At 64.9% G+C, this 26,295-nt stretch carries 25 protein-coding genes; 10 read left to right on the top strand and 15 right to left on the bottom strand.

Annotation, left to right across the window (positions count from 1 at the left end):
- Positions 1–63: 63 nt before the first annotated feature.
- Positions 64–987 (bottom strand): hypothetical protein, encoded by a 924-nt coding sequence (locus AC4JJG_RS10245; RefSeq protein WP_495401074.1) that lies wholly within the window; start codon positions 985–987, stop codon positions 64–66.
- A gap of 186 nt (positions 988–1,173) precedes the next feature.
- Here AC4JJG_RS10245 and AC4JJG_RS10240 point away from each other — a divergent pair, with 186 nt between their 5' ends.
- Complete coding sequence (locus AC4JJG_RS10240) at positions 1,174–1,671, top strand: flavin reductase family protein (RefSeq protein WP_495401073.1); 498 nt, start codon at positions 1,174–1,176, stop codon at positions 1,669–1,671.
- Between the two features lie 101 nt (positions 1,672–1,772).
- On the opposite strand, the gene AC4JJG_RS10235 is transcribed toward AC4JJG_RS10240, so the two are convergent.
- The 3 genes from AC4JJG_RS10235 to AC4JJG_RS10225 form a co-directional block, all read right to left on the bottom strand.
- On the bottom strand, positions 1,773–2,543 hold the full coding sequence (locus AC4JJG_RS10235; protein ID WP_495401072.1) for an SDR family NAD(P)-dependent oxidoreductase: 771 nt from the start codon (positions 2,541–2,543) through the stop codon (positions 1,773–1,775).
- An 8-nt stretch (positions 2,544–2,551) separates the two neighbouring features.
- The gene (locus AC4JJG_RS10230) at positions 2,552–2,899 is read right to left on the bottom strand and encodes an NIPSNAP family protein (RefSeq protein WP_495401071.1); all 348 of its coding nucleotides are present in this window, start codon (positions 2,897–2,899) and stop codon (positions 2,552–2,554) included.
- Between the two features lie 262 nt (positions 2,900–3,161).
- Positions 3,162–3,668 carry a nuclear transport factor 2-like protein gene (locus AC4JJG_RS10225; RefSeq protein ID WP_495401070.1) on the bottom strand — a complete coding sequence of 169 codons (507 nt, stop codon included), beginning with the start codon at positions 3,666–3,668 and terminating at the stop codon, positions 3,162–3,164.
- Positions 3,669–4,109: 441 nt separating this feature from the next.
- On the opposite strand from AC4JJG_RS10225, the gene AC4JJG_RS10220 reads away from it, so the two are divergent.
- Entirely contained in the window at positions 4,110–4,904 is a 795-nt protein-coding gene (locus AC4JJG_RS10220; protein WP_495401069.1) for an enoyl-CoA hydratase, read from the top strand.
- A 99-nt stretch (positions 4,905–5,003) separates the two neighbouring features.
- Here AC4JJG_RS10220 and AC4JJG_RS10215 read toward each other — a convergent pair whose 3' ends face one another.
- Both AC4JJG_RS10215 and AC4JJG_RS10210 read right to left on the bottom strand, forming a co-directional pair.
- Complete coding sequence (locus tag AC4JJG_RS10215) at positions 5,004–6,206, bottom strand: amidohydrolase family protein (RefSeq protein ID WP_495401068.1); 1,203 nt, start codon at positions 6,204–6,206, stop codon at positions 5,004–5,006.
- Between the two features lie 51 nt (positions 6,207–6,257).
- Positions 6,258–6,782: a nuclear transport factor 2-like protein gene (locus AC4JJG_RS10210; RefSeq protein ID WP_495401067.1), complete on the bottom strand. Its 525-nt coding sequence runs from the start codon at positions 6,780–6,782 to the stop codon at positions 6,258–6,260.
- A gap of 282 nt (positions 6,783–7,064) precedes the next feature.
- On the opposite strand from AC4JJG_RS10210, the gene AC4JJG_RS10205 reads away from it, so the two are divergent.
- On the top strand, positions 7,065–7,670 hold the full coding sequence (locus tag AC4JJG_RS10205) for a TetR/AcrR family transcriptional regulator (protein ID WP_495401066.1): 606 nt from the start codon (positions 7,065–7,067) through the stop codon (positions 7,668–7,670).
- 105 nt (positions 7,671–7,775) lie between these two features.
- Here the strand turns inward: AC4JJG_RS10205 and AC4JJG_RS10200 are convergent, their stop codons facing one another.
- From AC4JJG_RS10200 to AC4JJG_RS10160, 9 genes are all read right to left on the bottom strand, one after another.
- Entirely contained in the window at positions 7,776–8,780 is a 1,005-nt protein-coding gene (locus AC4JJG_RS10200; protein ID WP_495401065.1) for an oxidoreductase, read from the bottom strand.
- A 77-nt stretch (positions 8,781–8,857) separates the two neighbouring features.
- Positions 8,858–10,036 (bottom strand): acyl-CoA dehydrogenase family protein, encoded by a 1,179-nt coding sequence (locus AC4JJG_RS10195; protein WP_495401064.1) that lies wholly within the window; start codon positions 10,034–10,036, stop codon positions 8,858–8,860.
- Positions 10,029–11,222: an acyl-CoA dehydrogenase family protein gene (locus AC4JJG_RS10190; protein ID WP_495401063.1), complete on the bottom strand. Its 1,194-nt coding sequence runs from the start codon at positions 11,220–11,222 to the stop codon at positions 10,029–10,031. Before AC4JJG_RS10190 ends, AC4JJG_RS10195 begins: the two co-directional genes overlap by 8 nt.
- 66 nt (positions 11,223–11,288) lie before the next feature.
- The gene (locus AC4JJG_RS10185) at positions 11,289–12,338 is read right to left on the bottom strand and encodes an acetyl-CoA C-acetyltransferase (protein ID WP_495401062.1); all 1,050 of its coding nucleotides are present in this window, start codon (positions 12,336–12,338) and stop codon (positions 11,289–11,291) included.
- Positions 12,335–13,204 carry an enoyl-CoA hydratase gene (locus tag AC4JJG_RS10180; RefSeq protein WP_495401061.1) on the bottom strand — a complete coding sequence of 290 codons (870 nt, stop codon included), beginning with the start codon at positions 13,202–13,204 and terminating at the stop codon, positions 12,335–12,337. The genes AC4JJG_RS10185 and AC4JJG_RS10180 overlap by 4 nt, the downstream gene beginning before the upstream one ends.
- A gap of 8 nt (positions 13,205–13,212) precedes the next feature.
- The gene (locus tag AC4JJG_RS10175) at positions 13,213–14,694 is read right to left on the bottom strand and encodes an aldehyde dehydrogenase family protein (RefSeq protein ID WP_495401060.1); all 1,482 of its coding nucleotides are present in this window, start codon (positions 14,692–14,694) and stop codon (positions 13,213–13,215) included.
- Positions 14,691–16,373, bottom strand: a complete 1,683-nt coding sequence (locus tag AC4JJG_RS10170) for an AMP-binding protein (RefSeq protein ID WP_495401059.1) — start codon at positions 16,371–16,373, stop codon at positions 14,691–14,693. The genes AC4JJG_RS10175 and AC4JJG_RS10170 overlap by 4 nt, the downstream gene beginning before the upstream one ends.
- Before the next feature lie 46 nt (positions 16,374–16,419).
- Positions 16,420–18,123 carry a thiamine pyrophosphate-requiring protein gene (locus AC4JJG_RS10165; protein WP_495401058.1) on the bottom strand — a complete coding sequence of 568 codons (1,704 nt, stop codon included), beginning with the start codon at positions 18,121–18,123 and terminating at the stop codon, positions 16,420–16,422.
- 51 nt (positions 18,124–18,174) lie between these two features.
- Complete coding sequence (locus AC4JJG_RS10160; RefSeq protein ID WP_495401375.1) at positions 18,175–19,089, bottom strand: LLM class F420-dependent oxidoreductase; 915 nt, start codon at positions 19,087–19,089, stop codon at positions 18,175–18,177.
- Between the two features lie 366 nt (positions 19,090–19,455).
- On the opposite strand from AC4JJG_RS10160, the gene AC4JJG_RS10155 reads away from it, so the two are divergent.
- The 7 genes from AC4JJG_RS10155 to AC4JJG_RS10125 all read left to right on the top strand — a co-directional run bounded on the left by AC4JJG_RS10155 (position 19,456) and on the right by AC4JJG_RS10125 (position 26,276).
- Positions 19,456–20,415, top strand: coding sequence for a CdaR family protein (locus AC4JJG_RS10155; RefSeq protein ID WP_495401057.1), 960 nt, complete (start codon positions 19,456–19,458; stop codon positions 20,413–20,415).
- A gap of 139 nt (positions 20,416–20,554) precedes the next feature.
- The gene (locus tag AC4JJG_RS10150) at positions 20,555–21,607 is read left to right on the top strand and encodes a 2,3-butanediol dehydrogenase (RefSeq protein WP_495401056.1); all 1,053 of its coding nucleotides are present in this window, start codon (positions 20,555–20,557) and stop codon (positions 21,605–21,607) included.
- A gap of 103 nt (positions 21,608–21,710) precedes the next feature.
- Positions 21,711–22,223 carry a VOC family protein gene (locus AC4JJG_RS10145; RefSeq protein WP_495401055.1) on the top strand — a complete coding sequence of 171 codons (513 nt, stop codon included), beginning with the start codon at positions 21,711–21,713 and terminating at the stop codon, positions 22,221–22,223.
- A gap of 258 nt (positions 22,224–22,481) precedes the next feature.
- The gene (locus AC4JJG_RS10140) at positions 22,482–23,678 is read left to right on the top strand and encodes an amidohydrolase family protein (protein WP_495401054.1); all 1,197 of its coding nucleotides are present in this window, start codon (positions 22,482–22,484) and stop codon (positions 23,676–23,678) included.
- 259 nt (positions 23,679–23,937) lie between these two features.
- Complete coding sequence (locus AC4JJG_RS10135) at positions 23,938–24,453, top strand: hypothetical protein (RefSeq protein ID WP_495401053.1); 516 nt, start codon at positions 23,938–23,940, stop codon at positions 24,451–24,453.
- Between the two features lie 180 nt (positions 24,454–24,633).
- Entirely contained in the window at positions 24,634–24,900 is a 267-nt protein-coding gene (locus AC4JJG_RS10130; protein WP_495401052.1) for a hypothetical protein, read from the top strand.
- Positions 24,901–25,025: 125 nt separating this feature from the next.
- On the top strand, positions 25,026–26,276 hold the full coding sequence (locus tag AC4JJG_RS10125; protein ID WP_495401051.1) for a cytochrome P450: 1,251 nt from the start codon (positions 25,026–25,028) through the stop codon (positions 26,274–26,276).
- Positions 26,277–26,295: the final 19 nt, after the last annotated feature.

Below are 26,295 nucleotides of genomic sequence, written 5' to 3'. Positions count from 1 at the left end.
TATGAGCCATTCGAGAGGTTCAACGCCAGTAGAGTTGAGTCTATTCCGCTCAGGTTTGACGAATTACTTCGCGTTCCAGGTGTAGAGCGGCGTGGACTCGCGCGCGGCTGTCTCATCGAACCCGGTGACACTCACCGCGTCGATCTTCACGTCCTTCCCCACCGCGACGACCTGGCACAACTTCACCTGCGACGTGCCGGATTCGTTGGTGCACCGTTTCCACGAATCAGGGAAGTTCAGCATGGTGACCTTTGATCCGTCCGAGGTGCGCACCGCGTACTGCGGCTCGAGAAGGCTCAGACTCGGCTGTCGCTGTCCGCCCTCCGTCGCGAGCGTGGCCTCCGCTCGGATGTAGTAGAGGGGGCCGTACTTATTGCGTGAGTTGCGGTCGATGCTCCACCAGTCCTCGCCCGGCATCGGGACGATCTCGGTGACCGCCATCGTCACTTCGCCGGACTCCTTGCTCGAGTCGGTGAACTCGAACGTCACCGGCTGCCCCAGCTTGACGGTGGTACCCACCGGCGTCACCACCACTCGTTCCGGAGTCTCCGAAGTCTTCAGCCCGTTGTCGAGAGCTTCCGTGAGGTACGAAGAGCGGGCCTCGTCCGAACACTGCTTCACATACTGGTCGAACACCGGGCGGAAGCTCGTCAGTACGGCCTCACGGCGGGGGTTGTCCTTGGCCGCGTTGAAGGCTTCGTTCTGCGCGACGGCATCCCCGGCCACCTTCTTGAGTGCCGGATCCGTCATCCGTTCGACCCGCTTCCGTGAGAGTGCGGCGGACCCGAGCACCAACTCCTTTTCTCGCCCGGTCTCCTGATACGACTTGAGCGCCATCGGGATCGCGGTCGCGGGGGTATACGCAGTCCCACAGTTGATCTCGGCTTGCTCAGCCGCGGCATCCTCCTCTGACGCCCCGCACCCGGCCAGCACCAACCCGACTGCCAGCGTCGCCGCGACCAGTCCGCCACGTCGATCAAACCTCATGTCGTCTCCCTCGTCTTGAAACGATCCGAATGTACCCAACGACGAATCCGAACATCCCGGACACCGGACGCTCGTGACGCGCCGTGTCGAGCGTTCGAATCGTTTTGCCGGCCACATCCCTGGACTCCCCACCGCGTTCTAGATAGAGTGATCTATACAACACTCGAGCCGACCGAGAGTATGACGATGATCCAGTTCGAACAGATGACCTCCGACCCGCGCTCACTCCGTCAGGCGTTCGGTCGCTTTCCGTCCGGGGTGACAACGGTGTGCGCGCTTGTGAATGGACGCCCGGTCGGCATGGCGGCAAGCTCGTTCACGTCGGTCTCACTCGACCCTCCGCTCGTCTCGGTCTGCTTTCAGAACACGTCGACGACCTGGCCTCGACTACGCTCGCACGGACGATTGGGCGTCAGCGTCCTCGCCGAACAGCATGACGAAATCTGTCTCAAGCTTTCACGCCCGTCCGTCGACCGCTTCGACGGCGTCGACTGGGACCGTTCCGCGGGCGGCGGCGTATTCGTGCACGACGCCTCGGTCTGGCTCGACTGCTCCGTACACTCCGAGGTGCCCGCGGGTGATCACACCATCGCACTGCTGATGATCGTCGGACTCGCCATCAATCCCGATACCGCGCCGCTCGTGTTCCACGACAGCCGGTTTCGGCGCCTCGCCACCATCTAGCAACGCGACGATCGACGGATGAGGCGAAGCGGCCCAACACCAATATGTGTTGGGCCGCTTACTGTCTCACAGTCGTCTGCGCCAAACGACGCGTCAGCCGGTCAGAAGACGGAGTACCCGCCGTCGATGACGATCTCGTCGCCGGTCTGGAAACCTCCCCGGCTGCCGGCGAGATACACCGCCAGTCGTTCGAAATCGTCGGGCGAGCCCCAGCGGCGCTGGGGCATTCGTTTCATCACCGCGGTCGTGAACGCGGGCTGCTCGAATTCACGACTGATAAGTGGCGTCTCGGTCCATCCGACCACAAGTGAGTGCGCGTTGATACCGTAACGTGCGAGTTCGACTGCGCAGGAACGAATCATCGCCGACAATCCGGCTTTGCTGGCCGCGTACGCCTGTCCCCGCGGCGTACCGTGCAGCGACGACACACTCGATGTTCCCACCAGAACACCACCGTCGCCGCGACGGACCATATGTTTCGCAGCCTCACGCAACGTCAGGAACGCGCCATCGAGATTGACGGCGGTGACCGAACGAAATGCGGTGAGATCGGTGTCTATGAACGCGGTGTCCGTGGAGTGCATGCCGGCGTTCGCAAAGCAGGAATCGACGCGCCCGAGGTGGTCCACGGTCTCCGCGAACGACTCGATGACTGCCCCCTCATCACTGACGTCGCATTGGATTCCGTGGACTCGAGTACCGAACACGGAGAGTTCGGCCACGGCCTTGTCGTTCTTCTCGGCGTTCGTGCCCCAGATGCAGATGTCGGCACCCGATCGTGCCAGGCCGCGCGCCATGCCCAGGCCGATGCCGGAGTTGCCCCCGGTGACGACCGCGACATGTCCGCCCAGATCGAACAGCGGATTGCCCATCGAGGACATCACCGGACCGGGGAGAAGCTGGTCGGATCGAGGAAGACCGCTGTCGCGTTCGCCGTCACCCGCTCACCCCTCGACTGGAGCTCGATCCACTCCGGGTCGGCCCAGAATGCCTCCCATGACGCCTTGGCGGAGTCCCTGCTCTCGTGCCCCACGATGTAGATCAGGTTATCGGTGGGGTTACCTGCCTCATCCGACTCCACCCAGTAGCCGACGCTGGTCATACCGTGCTTCTCAAAGAGGGCGACGGCGTGATCGCGGAATCGCTCCACCAACGCGTCGACCTTGCCGGGAACGGCTGTGTAGGTGCGGAGTTCGAATGTGCGAGGCCGTTCGTTGCTTGTTGTCATTGCTTCAATCCATCCAGTAGTGGTGCGGTGGTCGGGCCACCGACGAGACGTCGACGGCTACGGGAGACCGGCATGTCGGCCGGCAGTGCACACCCGAAACCCGGCCGGGCGCGGAACCGTGTGGCGACCCCGGCGACCGACCGATGAGTGTCGCGGTGAGCCGGGGCCCCGGCGCAACAAAGGACATGACATTCGCCCGCGACCGCCGGCAATCCTCAGGAATGACGTCGTCTCCCATGCATTTTCGTGGTTTCGGTACCGGTCAGTGATTCGAGTTGGCGGCGTGTTCGGCAGCGCGGTCGAGACGCGGAACGGGAGGAGGGACAACATCGGCGAGGCGGGACACCCCCGGAATCTCACCGAAGTCGGCGCCGAGAATCTCGGTCATCGCCTCGGCAAACGTGGTGTCCATGTACATTCGCTCGCCGAGGATCTTGTCGCCCTCGAAAGCCATGATGGCGAAATACTGACCGGTTTTCCGGCCGTCGGGAGTGTCGAAGTAGACGTACGCCTCGCGGCACAGCTCGGTGTCGGAGACCGCGTGCACCCGACGGTCGGCCCAGACGTTCCGCTTGTCGCTGCCGGGCAACATGCGCTTGTACGTCTCCAGGACGGCCTCACGCCCTTCCATCCGCCACCCCATCGACGGCAACTCGTACACCGGGTTGTCGACGAGCGTGGCCATGGTCGCGTCGAGATCCATCTCGAACTCGGCTGTTTCGTGAAGAATGAGCAACTCTTCCATCTGCTGCAGGGTGAACTTTGCCATCGCCGTGATTCCTTCTGCGTTGAGAAGTCCCTCGCGTGCAACGAGAGGACCAGGGGACGAGAGCCTGCCGTCGGGTGCACGACTGCACGGGCTGGAGCCGGCCGACGAGGGCAAGCTGCCACTCTCGGCGACTAGATAGATCGCTCTATCTCTCATAGTCAGTAGACACTGCTTGTTACTTCGGTCACAACCGCCAGATGGATCATTCCGACTGCGAATACCCGCCATTCGGCGGGTTGCCGACCGGAGGTACTCGAGCCGCCCCCGAATGAGTCGACGCACCCGAGGGCCCTTGAATACTCAACGATTTCGCAATGCGTCGCGTTGATCCGAATCGGCACGCTGCCCGGCCCGCGCCGCCAGATGGCACACCCTCGCCGCGACCCATATTTGATAGATCGCTCTACTTCTCGTCGGTCGGTTCACGCGTTATGGTGAGGCATGCTGCTCACCGAGACGACGGACTCCATTCGCACCATCACGCTCGACCGCCCTGCCTCCCGGAATGCGTTGACACCACAGCTCATCGCCGGACTCCAGAGCGAAATCGCCGCTGCCGGAGCCGATTCCACTGTCTCCGTGGTCATTCTCACAGGCTCGGACCCGGCCTTCTGTGCGGGCGTCGACCTCCGCGTCATCGGGGCCGAAGGTGGATGGGACAACATGACCACACCACCGTCCGACCCAGCCGGTTCAGAGCAACCCAGCCCCCCGACCGGTCACCCGTGGACCCCGATCGACAAGCCGATCATCGGCGCGATCAACGGCGCGGCGGTCACCGGAGGACTCGAATTGGCGCTCGCCTGCGACATTCTCATCGCGTCCGAGAACGCCCGGTTCGCCGACACACACGCGCGCGTCGGCATGATGCCGCTGTGGGGACTGACGGCACGACTGCCCGAGGCCGTCGGATTCGGCTTCGCTCGACGAATGAGCCTGTCCGGCAACTTCATCGACGCACAGACGGCGCTCGCTCAGGGCCTGGTGACCGAAGTCGTGACGCACGACGACCTGCTTACGTCCGCCCGTGCGCTCGCGACGGACATCGCTTCGAACAATGCCGCGGCAGTCGCGTCGCTACTCGCTTCCTACCGCAGCGTCAGCGACACGTTACTCGAGCCACAATTGGAGGCCGAGGCGTCGACTGCGGCGGCATGGCTCGCCGGCGACGGCGGCGCCGAAGTCGGCAAGGACGCTGCGGCGGTCATCCAGCGAGGCCGCTCGCAGATCCATTAAATGGCTTGTAGTGCACGGTAATCCGAAAGCGGACTGCCGTGCACTACCCGGCCTCTCGGGGATGGGCAGTGCACGGCAGACGGGACATTCGGGCTCCGCTTATGCCGGCAACAGCCATTCGGCATTGGTGCGGAAGAACTTGTTCACCACCTCATCGCCCAGCGGTTCGAGTCGCGACAGCATCGTCGCCTTCGAATTCTTGCCACCCTCGGTATGCGGGTAATCCGTTGAGTAGCAGAACACGTCGGCCAGGTCGGGGTCGTCCCGGAAGTAGCGGTCGACGGGCTCGAAGTTGAACGGGGACACGCGCACGTTGCGTGCGATGAACTCCGACGGCTTCAGCGAGTACTTCTTCGCATCGGCCCCGGGGAACACATCGACGTACATGTTCATGCGTCGCGCGGCGTTCCCCACCCAGTGAGCCCCCACTTCCATCAACCCGACGCGAAGCCGCGGGAATCTCTCGAAGACCCCACCCAACACCAGTGTCGACAGGTAGTTGTCGATGGCCATGTGCACAGTCGAGAAGACCTGAAGGTTCGCGTTGGGAATCTCCGCGGATTGGAACATCGACGAGAACGACTCCGCATAGGTCCACCGCGGGTCGAGGAAGAAGAACTCCGTGCCGATGTGCAGTGTGACTGCGACGTCCGCCTCCTCAAGCAGGGCCCACATGGGGTCGAACGCCGAGTTCGCCGGCGACAACCCGCCGGGCGGGACATCCGCCTGCAGGTAGACCGCACGAACCCCACTGTCCACGAGTTCGCGCGCCTGGGAGATCATCTCCTCGACGGTCGGCCGAGTCCGTAATACGCCGACGGCACGAATACGGCCATTCTCGAGGTTCGCGTTGGCCACCGCCCAACGGTTGTGATCGATGACGAACTGTTCGGCGAACTCCGGACGCGACAGGTCACCGAACATCGACGTATCGGCACCCCACCTGGCGGCGTATGTGTCATCGTCCATTCCGCCGATGATCAGGGCGGCCAACGCCGCCGTGGGGAAGACCAATTGGCGATCGATACCCATGACCTCCAGCACCTCGGCACGTCGACTCAGATCGATGGCGCTCGGCGCCGGGGCTCCCTTGATGGACCAGATCGTCTCCGCGTCGATCTCCGTGACGTCCCCGCGAACGTCTGGTTGATGCGGGTTGGTCGGCGTCGGATCCGGGTGCGCCCGGCTCGCGGATTCGAAGAGTTCGCCGAGCATGCGCCCCGATTCTCCGAAGCTCTCGCCGAGAAGGTGTCCCGGGATGTTCTCATGACTGTCGACGTCGTTGACCAGAAGTGTGCTCACACGCATTCCTTCACTTGATTCGAATACAGGTAATGGTTGGGACTCCCGCACCTATTGCGCGACCGTGTTAATAGTCTTTCCGGCTGCCTCGGCATATTTATATGCGTCATGCTTCTCGATATTCGGTGCAGAATCGCGAATCCTGGACACCCCCGGCATGTTCTCGAAGTCCGGACCGAGTTGCTTGGCCATCAGGCCGGCGAAGTTCGGGTCCTGATACATGCGCTCGCCCGCGATCTTCTTCGTCTCCGGGTCGAAGCTCATGACCACGAGGTACAGACCGTTCACACGCTCCCCCTCGTCGTTCGTGAAGGTCATATGCGCCTCGCGGATCAGCGTGTTGGGAGCGACCGCGTGGACCCGCTTCTCGGCGGCGACGTTGCCCGCGTCGTTCAGGATCCGGCTGTAGACCTCGCGGATGGCCTCACGACCATCCACTTGCAGTCCGAAGTAGGCGAGCTCGTAATGCGGATTGTCCACCAGAGTCGCCATTGTGGCCTCGATGTCTTGTTCCAGCTCGGCAATTTCGTGGGCGAGGAGGATCTCTTCCATCTCTTTTTTTGTCAGATCGGCCATGTGGATCGCTCATCCCTTTCTTGGTGTGGAACCCTCGACGCAGAAACGATCTATGGCAAGGTGGCGCCCACAGGCGGCAACGGTTGCCCCGGCGCAAGAGTCCGAATTGTGAAGCCGGTAGTGAAATAGATCACCTTGAGTTACCGGTGTATTCACCATCTCATCGGCCCGGGCCGGCGTCATCCGCCAAGCGGGGCGGGAACGAACACGCGGACCAGCCATGTGCGCGCCGGTGCGGCAGCTGACCGCACACTTGACAGATTGATCTAGTAAGATCGCACCATGGCTTCCAGCACCAACGCACCCGAGGACACTCGAAAGACCCGCACGCGGTTGATCGAGTCGGCCGCCGAACTGTTCAGTCACCAGGGCTACGGCGGCACCGGCATCAAAACGGTTCTGGCCGACGCCGGCGCACCGTACGGCTCCCTGTATCACTTCTTCCCCGGCGGCAAGCAGGAACTGGGTGCCGCGGCCCTGAAGTATGGCGGTGACCGCTACCTGGAACAACTCAAAGCCTTTCACCCGGTCGGCTCCGACCCCGTCGAGGCGACGAAGCGATCGTTCGACCATGCCGCCGACCTCATGGTGACCAGCGATTACGAGTACACGTGCCCTATCGCGACGACAGCACTCGAGGCATCGAACACCCACGAGTTGTTGCGCGAGGCCGCATCTGCGGCCTTCACGTCCTGGCTCGACGCCCTCGAGACCCGCTTCACGGAGGCGGGGATGGCACCGGACGATGCGCGTGACGTGGCGATCCAATGTTTGTCCCTGATGGAAGGCGCGGTACTGCTCGCACGGACTTCCCGGTCACCGGATCCGGTCATGGCCGCGGGACGGGCCGCCGTGGCACTCGTGTCCGCAGCTCTCCACACTTCATAAGACGGCGCACCACACTCCGGCCCGGCTTACCATCGCCGGGCCGGAGTCATGGGCCGCGGCGTCAGTGTGATTCGACGAATACCACTACCCTCCAACGGATCTCGATCATCGCAAACTGACGAGTGTCCGGCCCCGGACACCACCGGCGAGGATGCTCCCGGCTGTCGCCGCAATGTCGTCCAGAGCGATCTCGTTCGCGATGGAACCCGTGAGATCACTCGGCTTCAAGTCGCTGCCGAGTCGCTTCCACACCTCCGCCCTCACCTCCGGAGGGCATTGGACCGAGTCGATGCCGAGCAGATTGACCCCGCGCAGAATGAACGGCAGCACCGTCGTGTTCAGTGCCGGGCCGCCGGTGAGACCACAGTTGGCCACCGATCCGCGATACCTGGTGGTGCGCAACAGATATGCGAGCGTATCGCCACCGACCGGGTCGACGGCACCTGCCCACCGCTCGGCCTCCAGCGGCGCATCGCCGGCGCCGGAGACCTCATTCCGCCCGAGGATCTCCGTGGCACCCAGCTTCCGGAGGAACTCGTGCTCGGATTCCTTACCGGTACTCGCCGACACCTCGTAGCCCCGGCCCGCCAGCATGTTGACGGCCGTGCTGCCCACACCGCCGGTGGCTCCGGTGACCAGGACCCGACCGTCACCGGGCCGGAGACCGTTCTCTTCCAACCGCTGAATACACAGTCCCGCAGTGAAACCGGCGGTACCGAGCAGCATCGCCTGCTTCGGGCTCAGACCCTCGGGCAGTGGCTCCAGCCAGTCTCCCGGCAACCGGGTGTACTCCGAATACCCACCGAAATGCGCGATGCCGAGATCCCGGCCGATGGCGATCACCGACTGTCCCACCCGGAACCGCGGATCATCGGATTCGGCGACCGTACCGGCGAGATCGATACCGGGCACCATCGGGTAGGAAGCGACCACCGGACTCTCCGGAAGGCACGCGAGACCGTCCTTGTAGTTGATACTCGAATAGCTGACGCGCACCGTGACGTCCCCGGCGGGGAGATCATCGAACGTCAATTCCTGCACGCCGGCACTGAATTCGCCGTCGTTCTTGTTCAGCACGAACGCCCGGAACGGCGCTGTCGCAAGTGTCATGACACTCTCCTCATTCTGATTCCGGCGCATCGATGTGCACCTGCTGTTGGTAAAACACTTCCGACCGTGAGCGGGACTCACCCCGTGGCGACGTCGACCTGCCGCGGTTCGACGGCATCGAGCACCCTGGAGGCGACACGATCGCGATGAGCCTCCGCCGAACCGAGCAGCACCGCATCGGTGAACGCCCGCTTGAGATAGAGGTGCACGCGGTGCTCCCAGGTGAAGCCGATGCCGCCGTGTATCTGCACCGATTCACGCGCGATGCTGGTGGCTGCGTCCGAGCACACCGCCTGCGCGATGGACGCCGCGAGATGCGGGTCGTCGGTGCCGTCCTGCAACGCCCACGCACCGTGCAGTGCAACAGATCTCGCGTGCTCCTGATCGACCAGCATGTCGGCGAGCCGATGCTTCACGGCCTGGAATGATCCGATCGGCCGGCCGAATTGCAGCCGCGACGTCGCGTACTCCACACACATGTCGAGCAGTTGCTGGGCTACGCCGACCTGCTCCGCGGCCAGGAGCACCGCGCCGACGGTGAACGCGCGGTCGCACGCGGCCGCGGCCTCGTCGACGCCCGCCACCACCCGCGCGTGCGCATCGGAGAACTCCACCGACGCCTGTGGCCGCGTCTGGTCCATGGTCGAGAGCCGGATACGACGTACTCCTGGTTGATCGGCGTCGACGACGAACAGTGCGACACCGAGCATGGTCCGGCCGGCGACGAGCAGTACGTCCGCGTCACCGGCATCGACCACCTGGGCCATACCTCCGCGCAGCCGCCAGTGGCCATCGGTGCTGTCGGCGGACACGGTCACCGCATCGGTCGAGAAGGCGCCCGCACGATCGGGCACGACGAACGCCGCCGTCCTGGTCCCGTCGAGCATCGTGCCGAGCACCTCATCGCGCACCGACGATGCGGGCGCCGCCACCAGAGCAGGAATACCGAGCATCAGGGTTCCGACAACAGGTCCGCAATAGACCGCTGCCCCAAGCTGTTCGGTCACGATTGACGCGTCGACGAGTCCACCACCCGATCCACCGAGATCCTCCGGTACGCCGAGGCCGAGCACACCGAGTTCGGTGCCGAGCCGCCGCCAGTCGTTCCGGTCGAACGGCGGGGTCGACGCCATCAGCCGACGGACCGTCGTGTCGTCGGAGCGTTCCCCGCAGAAGCGTGCCACCGCGGCTCGCAGTTCCTCCTGCTCGGGAGTGAACGCAAACTCCCGGCGGTCATAGGGATTCAGTTCAGCCACGGGGGACCTCTTTCCACGGTCGTCCGGAATCGGCACGCAGATCACCGGGCAGGCCGAGAATCCGCTCCGCGAGAATATTGCGCAGCACCTCGGATGTGCCGCCCTCGATGGTGTTGGCACGCGAACGCAGGAAGCGCTGCTGAAGCGGACCCCCGCGATTGGCCTCGTCGGGGAACACCTCACGCATCGTGTAGTCGCCGTACAGCGCGCTCTGTGGCCCCAGCAGGTCCATACAGAGCTCATAGACACGCTGGTTCAGTTCTGCGCCAACGAGTTTGTCGATCGAGCCCTCGGGTCCCGGACCGCTGAGGGTGGCGCGTACGCGCGCGCGTTCGGAGGTCAGACGCGCCGCCTCGGCGCGCAACCAGAGCCGGGTCAGACGTTCACGGAGCACCGGCGTGCGGTGCTCCGGTCGTCGTGACCACAGCGCGACGGCGTCGTCGATGCTCCCCTCTCCTCGCGCACTACCGGTCGCGCCGATCGTGCTGCGCTCGTTCATCAATGTGGTCATCGCTACGCGCCACCCGTTACCGATGTCTCCGAGCCTGTGGATGTCGGGGACACGGACGTCCGTCAGGTACACCTCGTTGAACTCGGCCTGCCCGGTCATCTGCCGCAGTGGCCGGACATCGACACCCGGACTGTGCATGTCGACAACGAAGTACGTGAGCCCGCGATGTTTGGGCTGATCGGGATCCGACCTGGCGAGCAGCAGACCCCATCGGGCCTGATGCGCCAGCGTGGTCCAGACTTTCTGTCCGTTGATCACCCATTCGTCGCCGTCGCGGACCGCGGAGGTGGCCAGCCCGGCGAGGTCGGAACCCGCGCCCGGCTCCGAGAAGAGCTGGCACCAGATCTCCTCGGTGGACGCCAGGGGCGGCAGCCAGCGACGCTTCAACTCATCGGTGCGCGCGTGCTCGACGAGAGTCGGTGCGGCCATGCCGTATCCGATGATGTTGAGCGTCGACGGCGACGGCGCACCCGATTCCTCCAGCACCCGATCCGCAACGCTCTGCAGGCCTCGCGACACACCGAGCCCGCCCAGCCCCTCGGGGAAGTGGACCCAGGACAGTCCCGCCTCGTACCACGCGCCGAGCACCTCGTCGATGGGCGCCGACCGTGGATCGTGCGCGGTGACGACGGCCACGGCGGCGTCGCGGACCCGCGCCGCATCATTGTCAGTCATGGTCTTCTTTCTCCGGAATAGAGTGTGGTTCCGCGGTTTTCGTGCATCGGCCCCTCGGGAATAGATTCAGCCCGCGATGGCCTCGACACCTTTTCCGTCGAGGCGCCGCACACCGGAACCGTGCGCATCGAGGCGAAGGACGACAGCCAGGATTCGACCGGCGTCACCGGCGACGACCACCCCGGTGCGCCCATCGGTGGCCTCGAGTGAACCCACCATGCTGACCAGTGAGCGAAGCGAACCCGAGCGCCGCAGCCGTCCGAATCCCAGATCTCCCCCGCGCGGGTTCACCAGGTACCGGCTGATGCCGGTGGCCTTGATCCAGGCCGGCGGGGTGGCCGGATCGGCCTCGGGTACCTCGAGCTGATCGAGATGTGCGACATCGACCCGGCATGGCGCCAGCAGCTGATCGAACGATGTCGTATCGAGTGGCCCGACCTCGAACGCATCTCCCGTCTGCGGGCGACTGACCGTCCTGATCAGGGCCCGGAACGTCAGCCCGAGCTCGTCCGCTCGGCGGCGGCTCGTGATGATGACGGCACTGCAGCCGCATGCCGGCTGCGGTGCGCTCAGGCGGCGGGTGCGGAAGGTGTCCGAGTGGTGGCCGGGCTCGATCGCGACGATCTCGTGTGCGAAATCCCCTGCCCGGGAGCACTCTAAGGACCTCGAATAGGAGGATCGCATCCACCGTCGGACCTCGTCGGCTCCCACCTTCCATCGGTCCGCCGACGACCGGCGCAACCAGTCGCCGGGGACTCGGACTGCTCGGTCGACGCCTGGGTCGGTGGGCGAGCCGTCCGAACCGACATCGGCGGCGGCCACCACCGCGACGAGGTCCGGATCGGCCTCGACGGCCGCCACGGCCTGTTCCAGACTCACCGCGCTGCTGCGGGCCGGGCGCGTCTGCAACCCGCCGAGCTCCCCGGACAGCCGACCGCACCCCTCGGTGAGGAACACACCGCCGAGTTCTGCGACGTCCAGCCCATTGCGATCGATGAGGGCGTCGATGACACGCCGCAGGCCGCGGCCCGTTGTTTCCGGCATGTCCCGGCCATCCGGATACACCGCTGACCGGCCTCCGTCGACGAGCACCACCTCGACGGTCGACCCGGTCACGACGCACGCTCCGCGTCGGCACCGAACGTCGCCGCCATGAACGACGGATCGATCAGCATTCCGTGGACCTGCTGATTGTGACTGTGACACAACTGGTGGTAGGCGAAAGATGCCTGCATCGCGGTCGCCCGCCCCTGGTTGTCCTGGGCGATGTTGATCGACTCTTTCGCCAAACGTAGTGCGAACAAGGGCTTCTCGGCGATCTTCCGGGCAAGCCGCAGAGTGAAGTCGGCCAGTTCGTCACGCTCTACCACGTGGTTCACCATCCCGAGTTGCTGTGCCTCGACGGCCGACACGAAGTCCGACGTGAACAACATCTCCTTCGCCTTTCGGACACCGACCTCGTACGGGTGGTTGAAGAACTCGACCCCGGCGACACCCATCGCGATGGTGTTGTCCTGGAATTGCGCATCGGCGGATGCCACGACCAGATCACAGGGCCAGACGAGCATGAGACCACCCGCGATGACCTTGCCCTGCACGGCGGCGATCGTCGGCTTGGGCAGATTTCGCCAGCGCTCGGACAACCCGATGTACATCTCCTTCTCCACGGCCATCTGTGATTGCGCACCCTCGCAACCGAATCCGCACCACGTGCCGACTCGATCGTGCGCCTCGATCTCGCCGAGCGGATCGGGCTCACGAAGATCGTGACCCGACGAGAAGTGCGGTCCGTTGGCCGCCAGGATGATCACACTGATCGAATCGTCCTGCGCCGCACGATCGAAGGCATCATTCAACTCGTAGAGCAGACGCATGCTCTGCGCGTTGCGCGCATCGACACGATTGAGCACGATCCGCGCGACCTGCTCGGCGGGCCGCTCATAGACAATCGTCTCGAAGTCAGTCGTCTTCGCCTCACCCATGATGACCCCTATGCCCTCAGGCGGGCGACGGTGTCGGCCAGCGCGTCGTGCGTCATCGCCCGGGCACCGGCCACACGCTCGGATGTCAGTGGCGGCAACAGATTCGGCACCAGGGCGACCGGCAGATCGCTCTGTGCGATCGGACGATGATGGGAGAATGTGTCGAAGCCGGCCTTGCCGTGATAGCCGCCCGACCCACTCATGCCGGCGCCACCGAACGGCACATCGTCATTGTTGTAGGCGAGTGCGAAGTCGTTGCGCGACACAGCGCCTGAGGTCGTGTTCCGGACGAATCGCCGGAAGTCGGCGGTGTCACCACCGAACCAGTACGACGACAGCGGATGCTCGCCGGCGGCCGCATAGGTGATCGCCTCGTCGACGTCTGTGTAGGAGTGCAGAACCAGAACCGGACCGAAGATCTCCTCGCCGTGGATCCGTGCGTCATCGGGGACGTCCACGAGCAGTGTCGGCGGGATCCGGCGTTCTCCGGACAGCGGCAGCCGCTGCCGCTCGTCGTCCGGGACGATCACGATTTCGGTGGCCCCCTTGGCCTTCGCGTCGTCGATCAGGTCGGTGACACGTCGGTAGTTGGCGTCGTCGACCATCGACACGACGTCGGGGTTGTCGGCGAACGTCGGGAAGTAGGTGCTGATCGCGTCCCGGTAGGCATCGATGAAGTCCTGCTTCGCCTGTTCCGGGACGAAGGCATAGTCGGGCGACAAACAGACCTGGCCGTTGTTGAGCATCCGGCCGCCCGCGATGCGCAGCGCGGCTCCGGCGATGTCGCCGTCGGGCGCGACGATGGCCGGGTTCTTGCCGCCGAGTTCCAGGGTGACCGGAACCAGGTTCTTGCCTGCCGCCGCGGCGACCAGTCGCCCGACCTTCGGAGATCCGGTGAAGAACAGGTGATCGAATCGCAGGTCGCTGAAGGCGGTCGCCGTCGGCAGACCACCGCCGACCACGACGACCTCTTCGGGACTCATGCGCGATGCGACCGCCCGCGCGAACACCGCGGCCGTGTGGGGCGCCATGTCGGAGAACTTGATCATCACTCGATTACCGGCGGCGAGAGCTTCGACGGCCGGCGCGAAGACCAGGACCACGGGAAAATTCCATGGTCCGATCACACCGACGACCCCCTTGGGGCGGTGCTGCACGTAGGTCGGGATGATGCCGCCGAGACCAGCCTCTGCCTCGGTCGGCGCCATCCACTCCTCGAGATGGTCGCGGGTGTAGGCGATGGACTGCAGCGCACCGAGAATGTCGATCTCCAGTGAGGTCGTCGCGGGCCTGCTTCCGAAGTCGGCGGCGAGAGCATCACCGAGTTCTTCGGCATGCTCGAGGACACCTGCGACGAGCCGATCGATTCGGTCGCGCCGAGTGGCGGCATCCGGAACGGGATCTGCGGCATGGGCCGCGCGCTGGGCGTCGAGCAGGGCCTGCAACTCGGCCGTGCCGAGATCGGCGGTGATATCCGTGGTGACGGTCATTTGATCAATTCCTTGTCTGCAGAAACGTTTTCGGTGACGTTCTGTGCGGCGATCCGTTGCGCCCAGCGATAGTCGAGCTTCCCGGCCGGACTACGAAGCACGCGTTCGACCCGAATGAATTCCTTGGGGAGCTTGTAGCGCGCGAGCCGAGATTCGATATCGGCACGCAGGTCGTCGTCGCTCGGATCGTGGCCGGGCGTGACCTCGACGACGGCGACCACCTCGTTGCCCCACCGATCGCTCGGCCGACCGACCACCACGACGTCCCGGACGGCCGGGTGGACGATGATGGCATCCTCCACTTCCTCGGCGTAGATCTTCTCGCCGCCGGAGTTGATGGTCACCGAGTCCCGGCCGAGGAGTTCGATGCCGCCGTCGGCCAGATGCCGTGCGCGATCGCCGGGAATGGCGATCCGGCGTCCGTCGACGGTGGGGAAGGTCCGCAGTGTCTTGGCTTTGTCGCGGAGATACCCGAGCGGTATTGCACCCCAGCGTCCGAGCCATCCCGACTCGGGCGCGCCGGGCTCGAGGATTCGGGTGTGGTCGTCGTCGACGACACAGCTACCCGGTGCGGCTGTGAACACTCCCGAGGTGGCTCGTGCGGTACTCACGCTGATGTTCGACAGCTGCGAGCCGGTCTCCGACGACCCGGCGACGTCGGCGATCGCGACGTGCGGCAGGGCGTCGAGGATGCGCTGTTTCACAGAGGCCGACAGGATCGCGCCACCGGTCCCCATCATCTGGATGGTTGCGCCGCTCCGTCCGCCACGATCGAACTCGTCCATGAGCGGCGTGGCGAACGAGTTGCCCACCATGTTCATGAGCATCACGCCCTCGGCGTCGATGACGTCCCACACGGCGGATGCGTCGAACCGGTCGACGACCGACGGGAACACCACGGCCCCACCGGACAGGATGCCCGCGAGCGCGACCCACTGCGCCGCGGCGTGCATCAGCGGCGGAGTCGGCAGCACCACACGGGACGGTCCCGCCTTAATCAGTTCGATCCCGTCCGCGAGAGTCGCGGCGTCGAAGACACCGGGAGGCATGAACGCGGCGATCGAGCTCTGCAGGATCTCCGCCTGGGACCACAGGACACCCTTGGGCATGCCAGTGGTGCCGCCGGTGTACACGACGTACAGGTCGTCGGCGTCGGGCTCGGTGACCGGGTGTGAAGGGTCGGCAGCGGCCAAGGCTTCTTCGTAGTCGAGGGCGCCCGGGAGCAGTTCGTTCCCCGATTCGTCGGCGACCTGCAGGAGCAGCACCGGCTTCTCGATGAGCATGTCGAGAATCGCGCCGAGCGTCGGAGCGAAGCGCGCGTGATAGATCACCGCCTTCGGGCGGGCATCGTTCAGGAGATAGGCGAGTTCCGACTCCACGTACCGGTAGTTGACGTTGAACGACGCCGCCCGGGCGGCGGCCGCGCCCAGCATGCCTTCGAGGTATTCGTTGCCGTTGAGCAGGTACAGGGCGACAAGATCCTGCCCGGACTCCCACGGCTCGAGTTCGTCACGCTCGGTCGTGATGCCGATCTCTTGGGAGGCAAGCAGATTCGCGAGCCGGTTGACGCGGGCCGCGACATCATCGTAAGTCAGTCTCCGATCACGGAAGACGATGGCCTCGCGATCTGGCATCGCCGCGGCAACCGCGGCGAACAAAGTGGAGTGGTTGTATCTCATGCTGGGCTCCCAGGGGTTGCGCGGTGTTTCGGCATGATCGTCGGATTCATGCCAGTGCCGTTCGGACATCGACGAGGGCCTGACGTTTCTCGACGCGGACCGCGTGCAATGCCGCTTTGAGTGCGTCGGCAAGGTCGCTCCGGTTGTGGACGGTGATGCCGTATCCCCCCGATGCGGTGCAATACGCCGCCATGTCCGGCGACGGGGACAGGTCGGAGAAGCGGCGCTCGGCGTTGGCAACCGCCGTTCCGGCCGGATAGGCGAGCTGCGTGGCTCCGTCGACCGCGCCCCAGTTGCTGTTGTTGGCGATGACGGTGAGGATCGGGAGGTCGTGTTTGGCTGCCGCATGATGGCAGGCCGCCGGGTTGGCGAACATGTAGGCGCCGTCTCCGAGAGTCGCGACCACCGTGCGTTCGGGTGCGGCGAATTTGGCGCCGAGCGCGGCCGGCAGTCCCCAGCCCAAACCTCCGGAAGCCGGGAGGAAATAGTACGTTCCGGGCTTGGTCCTGCGCAGCAGGTCCGGATACGAAACGTACTCGTTGAACACGATGTCGTCGTCGTCGAGCAGGTCGCCGAGGATCGCCGAAATGATTGCCGGACTGATGGTTTCGTCGCTGACCGCCGCTTCCTGGGCGCGGAGGGCGTCGATCCCCGCCCGGTGGCCGGCGGCTACTTCCCGGATCGTGTCGGCCCGGGCCGGATCGATGTCCGCCGACCGTGCGTCGAGGGCGGCGATGAGTTCGGTCAGGAAAGCCGCAGACGACGCGCTCACATTGAGATCCGAACGGTGCGAACGGATCGGGTAGGCGGCGAACAACGGATCGATGCCGACCTGCGCGATGTACGTGCCCTCGGCCGGGGCCTCCCGTTTGGGGATCCACGGCACATCGCTCTCCAGGAAGACGACGACGTCCGCGTGACCGAACACGTCGGAGATCTGACTGCCGACACGGTTGGGATGATCGAACGCGATGTTCAGGTATCGCGCCCACGGGTCCGCGACCCCGACACCGAACCGGGTCGCGAGTTCCTCCAGGAGCGGCACCGCCGCCTGGTCCTGACCGGCAGCTGTCGCCACGATCACCGGGAACGTGGCACCGGCGATCCGGTTGGCAATCTCGGCGACCGCGGCCGGATCCGGCTGCACGGTCGCCGAGACGGATGTGAACTCCCGCTTCGCGGGCACGGGAGGCTCGTCGGCGTTCTCGGCGAGAACCTCCCGGGGCAGCGACAGGTAGATGGGCCCCTGCGGCTGCGAGGTCGCCATGCTCAGGGCACGGTCGACGACCGCGTCCACCTGGCGCGGGTCGCGAAGTTCGTAGTCCCACTTGACGAATTCCCGCACGATGCTCGCCTGGTCGAACATCTCCTGCGACCAGTGAATCGGCAGATCACGGTCTCCGACGGCGCCTGCCTCGATGATCGGTGACCGGCCGGCGGTGACCAGCAACGGAATTCGGTCCCGGGACGCGTTCGCCACCGCGCAGGCGACGTTCGCGGTACCCACGTTCACATGGACCATCAGTACCTGCGGCTTGCCGGTGAGCAGTGCGGCACCATGCGCCATGCCGCCGGCGAGGTTCTCGTGCGCGCAGATGATCGGGGTGGGCAGGTCGGGACCGCCCGCCTCCAGGTTCTGGGCGTACGCCTCCACGATCGGGGCGAAATCGGTTCCGGCATTGACGAAGAACGATTCGATTCCGTATTCGGCGAGGGCCGCGAGGTAGCGGGCAGCTGCGGTGTGTGTCATGACAGGCCTTCGGTGATGGTGGATGGGTAAGTCGGTGGGCGACGCATTCGGTCAGGACACCGGCGTCGGCCGGGAGCGGGTGCGCAACTCGGGGATGAGCGTGGCGAGTTCGCGCCACTGCGGTGTCGGGAGCCCGGGCTGGTCCTCACAGAGGACCTGGACGCACACCTGATCGGCGCCCGCGTCGAGGTGGTCCTGCACCCTTCGCGCGACGTCGTCGAGCGAACCCCATGCGACGATCGCGTCGACCAGACGATCGCTGCCACCATGGGCGAGGTCCTTCTCCGCCCATCCGAGTCGCCGGAGGTTGTTCGTATAGTTCGGCAGTGCGAGGTATCGCTCCATGAAGCGGCGAGCGATGTCGCGCGCCTTGATCGGATCCGATTCCAGGATCACCGTCTGTGCGGGTACGAGAAGTGCTGCCGTACCCAGTATTTCGCGTGCGATCACCGTGTGCTCGACGGGCACGAAGTATGTGTGTGCGCCGGCGCCGCGCTGCGCGGCGAGAGCCAGCATCCGTGGCCCGAGCGCGGCGAGAACGCGTTGTGGAGCGTCATCCCCGATGGCGCCCAGGAAGACGCTCGAGTCCATCTGATCGAGGTAATCGACCATCGCGCTGTACGGCCTTGCGGAGTAGGACCTGCGGTGCGAGCCCTCCACAAGCGGCTGATGACTGACGCCGATCCCCAGCAGAAATCGACCGGGGAAGGCCTCGCCGAGGGTATGCCGGCCCGCGTTCATCGTCATCGCGGTACGGGCGTGCAGACTTGCGATTCCGGTGGCGACGGTCATCCGCTCGGTGGCCGCCAGCAGCATCGCGGCGCTTGCGAACGGCTCCCTGGCAAAGGCTTCCGGAATCCACAGTGCCCCGAATCCCAGTTCGTCCAGATCCGCGGCGATCTCCTGAGAGCGCGCCATCGGCAGGACATCGAGCTGGTATGACCAGACGCCCAACGGTCCTGACACGAGTGACGGGTGCGTACTCACCTGCGCTCCTCTAAATAGATTGATCTAGTGCCTCTACTTAAACCTATGAGCGACGTCTCGTCAAGGGCAGACGCCGGACTCGCGCCACAGGGCTGAACTGCGCGAATGCCGCATACCCCGGCCGGCGCACCGAGTCGGCCCCTGCACCGCACGGCCGACTCGGTCGGGGGCACCGCCGCCGTCAGCGAGCACGTTCCCGCGGGGATCACCTCGGTTGATTGATCAATCTATACTGTGATCGACCTGGACGGTCGGAACAGCGAAAGGCGCCGGCATCCGCAGCGAATAACCCAAAAGGACGATCGCGGGCCCGTAGACTCGCCTTTCCACTGACGGGAGGCTGCCGTGAGTTCATCGATTCCTCTCGATCCCGAATCGGACGAGACGAGACGCGTGATCCGCGACTTCGATGAGCTGATGCGCAGTGGCCTCGGCGTCGAAGGCTACGTACGGGCCGCGGCGACGATGACCGGTACGGTCGCCGGAGCCGAACACTATGGACGGATCACCCGATTCACCGCGGACGGCCGGCGGGCCCCGGACGGCACACACGTCGGCGACCGGTGTGCGGAGCGTTCGATCGACGGCGGTAGCGTCTGGCTCGAACGCAGCGGTACCGCCCGCCGCAACGACGACATCGTCGTGGATCGCCTCGCTTTCGCGATCGGCCTCATCGACGCGCGGAGCAATTCATCCTCCGGCCTCGCCCTTGTGATCGACGCGGACCAGACGGCGGACGCCCGCGCCGCCGGCCTCTTTCGCCTCCACCTCGATCCGGCCACCCGAATCCGTGTGGTGGCCAGCGCCCTCGGGTCCGCGGAGTCCGGCATTTCCGCGGCGGTACCGACTCGTTACGGCATACTGCAGGCCAGCCTCGACGTGACCGGCTCCGCGCGACCCTCCGGCGCCGCGGGCATCGGCGAGTGGGTCCGCGCCGACCACGCTCCGGAATCGTGGCAAGGTGCGGTTGTCGCCTACCGCCTCACTGCCCCGGAGTTGCCGGTCGTCAATGCCGGCGACTTGGGCGCCATGGTGATTCTCGCCCGGGCCTACGATCCCGACCACCCCCATCCCGACGTCGAGGCCCTGCGCCGGACCGACTCGCGATCCGCCGACGTGCTACGAGTGCTGGCCGGCGCGAGCAGTATCCGTTCCGCCGCGGCCGAATTGGCCATGCACCATTCCACTCTGCAGGCCAAACATGAGAGCCTCACTCGCATGCTCGGCTACGACCCGAGAACCGTGGAAGGCCGAATGCGTTATATGGCAGCGGAATTGCTACGACGCCTCACCACGGATACGTGACACCTCGCGGGCCGAGGCTTCCCGCCGACGCCCGGACGGCGGGGTTCGGGCCCACCAATCCGCAACGTTCGGCGGATTGTCGGGCCACTCGGGCGGCGCGAGTATGAGCGTGACCAATCACGCGACCGAGGACTTCACCATGAAAGCTGCAGTACTGTACGGCCAGGAAGACCTCCGGGTGGAGGACGTTGCCGAGCCGTCGCCGGGACCGGGCCAGATCAAGATCAAGATCGGATATGCCGGTATTTGCGGTTCCGACCTGCATTACTACTTCGCGCTCGATTCCGTGCCGTTCGACGTCCGGAGTCCGCACCCACTGACCGGCGCTCGTCTGCCCCAGATTCTCGGTCACGAGATGTCCGGCACGGTGGTCGAGATCGGCGACAATGTCACCGGAATCGGCGTCGGCGACCGGGGCGCAGTCCATCCCATGGTCGTCACGTGTGGCCGGTGCGCATCGTGCCGACGCGGTGTACCGATGACCTGTCGCCTCATGGGGGCTCTCGGTGCGACGGCGCCCGGCGGCGGGCTCTCCGAATTCGTGATTGCCAACGCGCGACAATTCCACCGACTGCCCGACGACGTGAGCCTGCGTGACGGTGCCCTGGTCGAACCCATGTCGGTGGCCTGGCACGGCGTCGCCCGCAGCAGCGTTCGCCCCGGCGGCACCGCCCTCGTCGCAGGCGCAGGGCCGATCGGTATCGGAGCCTGGTTCGCACTGAGAGCCCACGGGGTCGACCGAATACTGGTGTCCGAACCGAGCTCCGAGCGCCGCGCGGTGATGGCGGCACTCGGAGCAACCGTCATCGATCCGCGCAACGACGATCTCGGCGCCCGTGTGGACCAGTTCACCGACGGCGACGGCATCGACACCGTCATCGAAGCCGCAGGCGCCGGAGCGGCCCTGGAGACCGGACTCGCGAGTCTCGCGCCCAACGGACGTCTTGTCCTCGTCTCGTTGCATGAACATCCGACCGGGCTGCAGCCCACTGATCTGATGATGACCCAGAAGGAGATCGCGGGAGCCATCGGCTACCAGGACGCCGAGTTCGATGCAGTCATCGCCGCTATGTCGCAGGGCTTCTACGACACCAGCGGGTGGGTCGCCGAGCGCACGCTCGACGACATCGTCGACGCTCTCCATCAACTCAGAGCGGGCGCATCATCGAAGATCCTCCTCCGCATCGGCTGACGCCGTCACGATTGCTTTCGCCAATCGACGCAACTAGATAGATTGATCTAGTAGAATCGCGGTTAGTGACACCGTCAGACGAACCCCACCGAAAGGAATACCGATGATCAAGATCGACAGGGTCGCACACGTCGTGATCAAAGTCCGGAACCTGGAGAAGTCGCTCGACTTCTATACCCGCATCCTCGGCCTCAAGGAGATGGGCCGCATCGATCCCGCGGTGGTCTTCCTGTCCACCGGCCGCGATCACCACGAGCTGGGCATCGCCGAGCTCGGCGACGAGGCGCCGGCCAACAGCTTCTACCGAGTCGGCATGGAGCACTTCGCATTCCGGCTTCGCAACGACGACGATCTTCGCGAGGCCTACCAGACGCTGCTGGACGAGAAGGTCGAGATCGCCTATACGGTCAATCATGGCGTCACGAAGAGCATCTACTTCCTGGATCCGGACGGCAATGAGCTCGAGGTCTATTCGGACAACTCCCCCGAAGAAGTCGCAACGTTCGACAACCCGTACGGCGGGATGGAGAAGCTCGATTTCGCGACCGACCAACCGTCGCTGATGGATTCGTTGGTCAAGGCACAGGAGGAGATGACAGGCGCTGCCGCCGACTGACCATCGTCCACAGCCTGGGCGATCCGCCGCGGGTGCGACCACCCCTCGGTCGCACCCGCGGCGGTGGCGTCTTCGGCACAGTCGCCACGGTGACCGAGCCGTGCGACGAGAATTGCCGGAGCAGTTGACGTGACGCAGCCCACATGTCAGGCTCAATGGTGGATAGAGTGATCTATCTAGAGCGGGCTTCGGTCTCCATTCTGTCGCGATCCGCGAACTCCGGCCCGCGCAACCAACCACGAAAGCCAGAGGGCCCCAATGACTCTAGTTGCGAACGACATCGACAGCCACGAGATGATCCCCGGCCACCTCCTCGGTGATGTCCTGGGAAAACCCGGCCGGATCATGGGTCGGCTATTCGAGGCGATGGACGAGTTGCGCCCGGACCCCACTCCGACCAACATGCATCAGCCCGACATCATCGGCGACGTGAATCCGATTGAGCCATGCGATATCTGGAAGATCAAAGGACCACCGGCACCGAGCGCCATCGACATGCATCGACGACTTGAGGTCCTCGACACCATGGGAATCGATCGGCAGCTGGTCTTTCCGACGACCGCCATAGCGGCGATGATGGTCGGCGGAATGAACGACATGGCGTTCGACATGCGTTTCGGCGGCGACGTATCGATGCTCGAAGGCATGTCGCGACCCGACTTCACATCCAGCTTCCTGAGCGCCTACAACGAGTGGGTCACCAGCGAGCCCACCTTGGCGGACAACCGCATTCGCATGGTGGGGATCGTGCCCACCAGCCAGGACCTCACCGAGATGATGGCGACCGGCAGACGACTCATCGACGCCGGTATCAAGGCCGTCTATGTCCAGGCCGACGAACCGCCGGGCGGACTCTCCCCCGCGCATTCCGAGCTCGATCCGTTCTGGCGCATGTTCGAGGAAGCCGACGTCCCGGTCACGCTCCACATCGGCACCGAGTTCGCCTTCCTCGATCCACGATGGTCGTTGGCAGAGACGTTCCTCGACCTGTTTCAGTCTCCCGAGATCCCGAACACGACGATCCACATGTTCGCGACGGTGCACATGGCCGTGGACAACTACCTGTCCACCATGGTCCTCGGTGGCGTGTTCGAGCGCTTCCCCCGCCTGCGGGTCGGTCTGCTCGAAGTCGGCGCGCACTGGATCGGTAACGCCGCACGACGAATGGACATGTACGTCAAGGTGTTTCCCGGTTCGGCCGCGGCCAGGTTCCCGCTCAAGCCGTCCGAGTACATCGCGAGGAACGTGCGGATCTCACCCTTCAACTTCGAGCCGGTCGACCGCTACTTCCAGGACGACCCCCATCTCGCCGACGTCTTCTGCTTCTCCAGCGACTACCCGCACGTCGAAGGTACCAAGGACGCCCTCGACAACATGCTCGCCAAGGTGGAACCACTGGGCGCGGAGACAACCTCGAAGTTCTTCTCGAAGAACGCGGAGTGGCTTCTGCCCTAACACCTCTGAACTCCGGGACATCCGGTCGGGCTTGCGTCGACCATGTCCGGCCGGCATCCCGGGGTTCGGCGTTCTCGGGCTTCGGTCCGGCAGGGATCGCAGCACAGAACGCCCGGCGGTTTCGCCAATCGGTCACAGGTCGTCCCGATGCTGAACGGGTTCTCGCATCGCCGAAGCCGCCTCATCGCACCGCTTTCCGGCGTACATTAAGTTCGCCTAACAAGCGAGACTGCCGAGAACATCGATCACGGGAGCGCCGATGACAACGACAGCACGACACGCCACCGTGTGTTTGACCTCGATCGCCGCTGTTGCGGCATTGTTGTTCGGCGCCAGTGGACAGGCCGCGGCGCAACCGGACCGCTCCCCCGTCACACCGCACCGCGTCGATCAGCTCGGCGACTTCGTCTACGCGCAGTTGTTCACCGTCGGTGTGCAGGTCTATGAGCGCGTCGCCGTCACGGAGAGCATCGTTTACGGCCCCAAGGCGACAACGCTCTACACGCCTATCCTCAAGCGCCTCCACTCGCCGACAGATGGACGCCGTGGGACGCTCCGCTACGGCTTCATCGGGTCCCGACTGCCGGAGGCGTTCTCCACCCAGGGCACAGTGCACAAATCGTCGACGCGGCTCGGCGACGGCCACATCTCGGAGGTAGACCCGAAAACCCTGAAAACGATAGTGTTCTCACGGCTCTGCGTCAGCGATGCCACGAACGGTCGCCCGATCGGTCCGCTCACAGGCGCAAGCCTCGCTCTGTGGTGTCCGTCCTGACACGTTCATCGCGATGATCGATCCGGTCATCGAACCCTGGACTTGATCGTCGTCGATTTCGGACCGTCGGACCTAGTGTTGTCAATGATGTGTCCAGCCAAGCGGTACGTCGTCGACCTCGACCCCGTCGAGCGCGACTTCCTTCAGACAGGTCTACTCCAATGGGGTGGAGTCGTCGGGATGACCGACGATCTCGCAAAAGCCCTCGGCCACACTGGCGCTCAGTCGTTCTATGCCGACAGCGCGCACTGTGCTGGCAACATCGACGCGGGGCTCGGACTCACTGCCGGCGAGTGGCGACGATGCCTGGGCGCCTGCGAAGTCGCCTTCTCCAGCGAGATCCTCGGCCTGGGACACCAGTGGGAGGACTTCAGCGACTTCGACCCCGACGATTCCTATCTGGCGATGCGCCGGCTGCAGTGGAAGATCGGGAATCTCGGCACGTAGAGGATCACCCGCTCGGTCCGTCGGCGCCCGCAGGACAGAACGCCGGAATTTAACCAACCAGCTCGCCCCGACCCGCTCCGTGGCCGACACTCAGGAGTGACACGGCGACTGGAGAGGACGATCAGGTGACCACTTCGACCGACGAGGCCGCGAGGATCTTCGCCGACCCGAGCGCATACGCCGACGAACCGCGGCTCCATGCGGCGATGGCCTACCTGCGCGAAAACCAGCCGGTGGTACGCGTCGATCACGACCCGTATCGGCCGTTCTACGCGATCACCAAGCACGCCGACATCCTCGACATCGAGCGCGCCAACAATCTGTGGCTGAGCGCGCCACGGCCGGTGCTGACCACCGCCGCCGGCGACGATTACGCGCAGTCACAGCTCGACAGCGGCGCCGGTCTGCGCACCCTGATCCACATGGACGACCCGCACCACCGCAAGGTACGCGCGATCGGTGCCGACTGGTTCCGACCGAAAGCCATGCGCGCCTTACAGTCCCGCGTGGACGAACTGGCCACGCGCTACGTCGACACGATGCTCGACGTCGGCCCCGAATGCGACTTCGTCGAGGACATCGCGATCCATTTCCCCCTGCACGTGATCCTGTCATTGCTCGGGCTACCCGAGGAGGATTTTCCTCGGATGCAGCAGCTCACCCAGGAGCTGTTCGGCGGCAGCGACGCCGAGTACCAGCGTGGCACCTCGGTCGACGAGCAGATGGCCACCCTGCTCGATTTCTTCAACTACTTCAGCGCACTGACCGCGTCGCGACGCGAGCAACCGACCGATGATCTCGCCTCGGCCATCGCCAACGGCCGTGTCGACGGCGAACCACTCTCCGACGTGGACACCGCCTCCTACTACGTCATCGTCGCCAGCGCGGGCCACGACACCACCAAGGACGCGATCTCCGGCGGCCTGCGCGCCCTCATCGACAACCCGGATCAACTCGAACGGCTGCGTCGCGAGCCCGAGCTCATCCCCACGGCGGTGGAGGAGATGATCCGCTGGAGCACCCCGGTCAAGGAGTTCATGCGGACCGCAGCCGAGGACACCTCCGTGCGCGACGTCCCCATCGCAGAAGGTGAATCCGTTTATCTCGCTTACACTTCCGCCAATCGCGACGAGGAGATGTTCGACGATCCGTTCACCTTCGACGTCGGCCGCGACCCCAACCCGCACCTGGCCTTCGGATACGGCGTGCACTTCTGCCTGGGCGCCGCCCTCGCCCGAATGGAAATGCGCAGCTTCTTCACCGAACTCATCCCCCGCCTCGACTCGATCGAATTGGCCGGCGAACCAGCACTCGCCGAGACCGTCTTCGTCGGCGGACTCAAACACCTACCGATTCGCTACGCGCTGCGCGGATAGCGAAGTCGAGAACGGTCCG

It is taken from the genome of Gordonia sp. B8661-1 (assembly GCF_059427765.1).
This window is presented reverse-complemented; position numbering and strand designations above follow the sequence as displayed.

Coding starts and splice junctions, on each gene's coding strand:
- AC4JJG_RS10245 (WP_495401074.1), bottom strand. CDS start 987: ATGAGGTTTGATCGACGTGGCGGACTGGTCGCGGCGACGCTGGCAGTC.
- AC4JJG_RS10240 (WP_495401073.1), top strand. CDS start 1,174: ATGATCCAGTTCGAACAGATGACCTCCGACCCGCGCTCACTCCGTCAG.
- AC4JJG_RS10235 (WP_495401072.1), bottom strand. CDS start 2,543: ATGGGCAATCCGCTGTTCGATCTGGGCGGACATGTCGCGGTCGTCACC.
- AC4JJG_RS10230 (WP_495401071.1), bottom strand. CDS start 2,899: ATGACAACAAGCAACGAACGGCCTCGCACATTCGAACTCCGCACCTAC.
- AC4JJG_RS10225 (WP_495401070.1), bottom strand. CDS start 3,668: ATGGCAAAGTTCACCCTGCAGCAGATGGAAGAGTTGCTCATTCTTCAC.
- AC4JJG_RS10220 (WP_495401069.1), top strand. CDS start 4,110: ATGCTGCTCACCGAGACGACGGACTCCATTCGCACCATCACGCTCGAC.
- AC4JJG_RS10210 (WP_495401067.1), bottom strand. CDS start 6,782: ATGGCCGATCTGACAAAAAAAGAGATGGAAGAGATCCTCCTCGCCCAC.
- AC4JJG_RS10205 (WP_495401066.1), top strand. CDS start 7,065: ATGGCTTCCAGCACCAACGCACCCGAGGACACTCGAAAGACCCGCACG.
- AC4JJG_RS10200 (WP_495401065.1), bottom strand. CDS start 8,780: ATGACACTTGCGACAGCGCCGTTCCGGGCGTTCGTGCTGAACAAGAAC.
- AC4JJG_RS10190 (WP_495401063.1), bottom strand. CDS start 11,222: ATGACTGACAATGATGCGGCGCGGGTCCGCGACGCCGCCGTGGCCGTC.
- AC4JJG_RS10180 (WP_495401061.1), bottom strand. CDS start 13,204: ATGGGTGAGGCGAAGACGACTGACTTCGAGACGATTGTCTATGAGCGG.
- AC4JJG_RS10175 (WP_495401060.1), bottom strand. CDS start 14,694: ATGACCGTCACCACGGATATCACCGCCGATCTCGGCACGGCCGAGTTG.
- AC4JJG_RS10170 (WP_495401059.1), bottom strand. CDS start 16,373: ATGAGATACAACCACTCCACTTTGTTCGCCGCGGTTGCCGCGGCGATG.
- AC4JJG_RS10165 (WP_495401058.1), bottom strand. CDS start 18,123: ATGACACACACCGCAGCTGCCCGCTACCTCGCGGCCCTCGCCGAATAC.
- AC4JJG_RS10150 (WP_495401056.1), top strand. CDS start 20,555: ATGAAAGCTGCAGTACTGTACGGCCAGGAAGACCTCCGGGTGGAGGAC.
- AC4JJG_RS10145 (WP_495401055.1), top strand. CDS start 21,711: ATGATCAAGATCGACAGGGTCGCACACGTCGTGATCAAAGTCCGGAAC.
- AC4JJG_RS10140 (WP_495401054.1), top strand. CDS start 22,482: ATGACTCTAGTTGCGAACGACATCGACAGCCACGAGATGATCCCCGGC.
- AC4JJG_RS10135 (WP_495401053.1), top strand. CDS start 23,938: ATGACAACGACAGCACGACACGCCACCGTGTGTTTGACCTCGATCGCC.
- AC4JJG_RS10130 (WP_495401052.1), top strand. CDS start 24,634: ATGACCGACGATCTCGCAAAAGCCCTCGGCCACACTGGCGCTCAGTCG.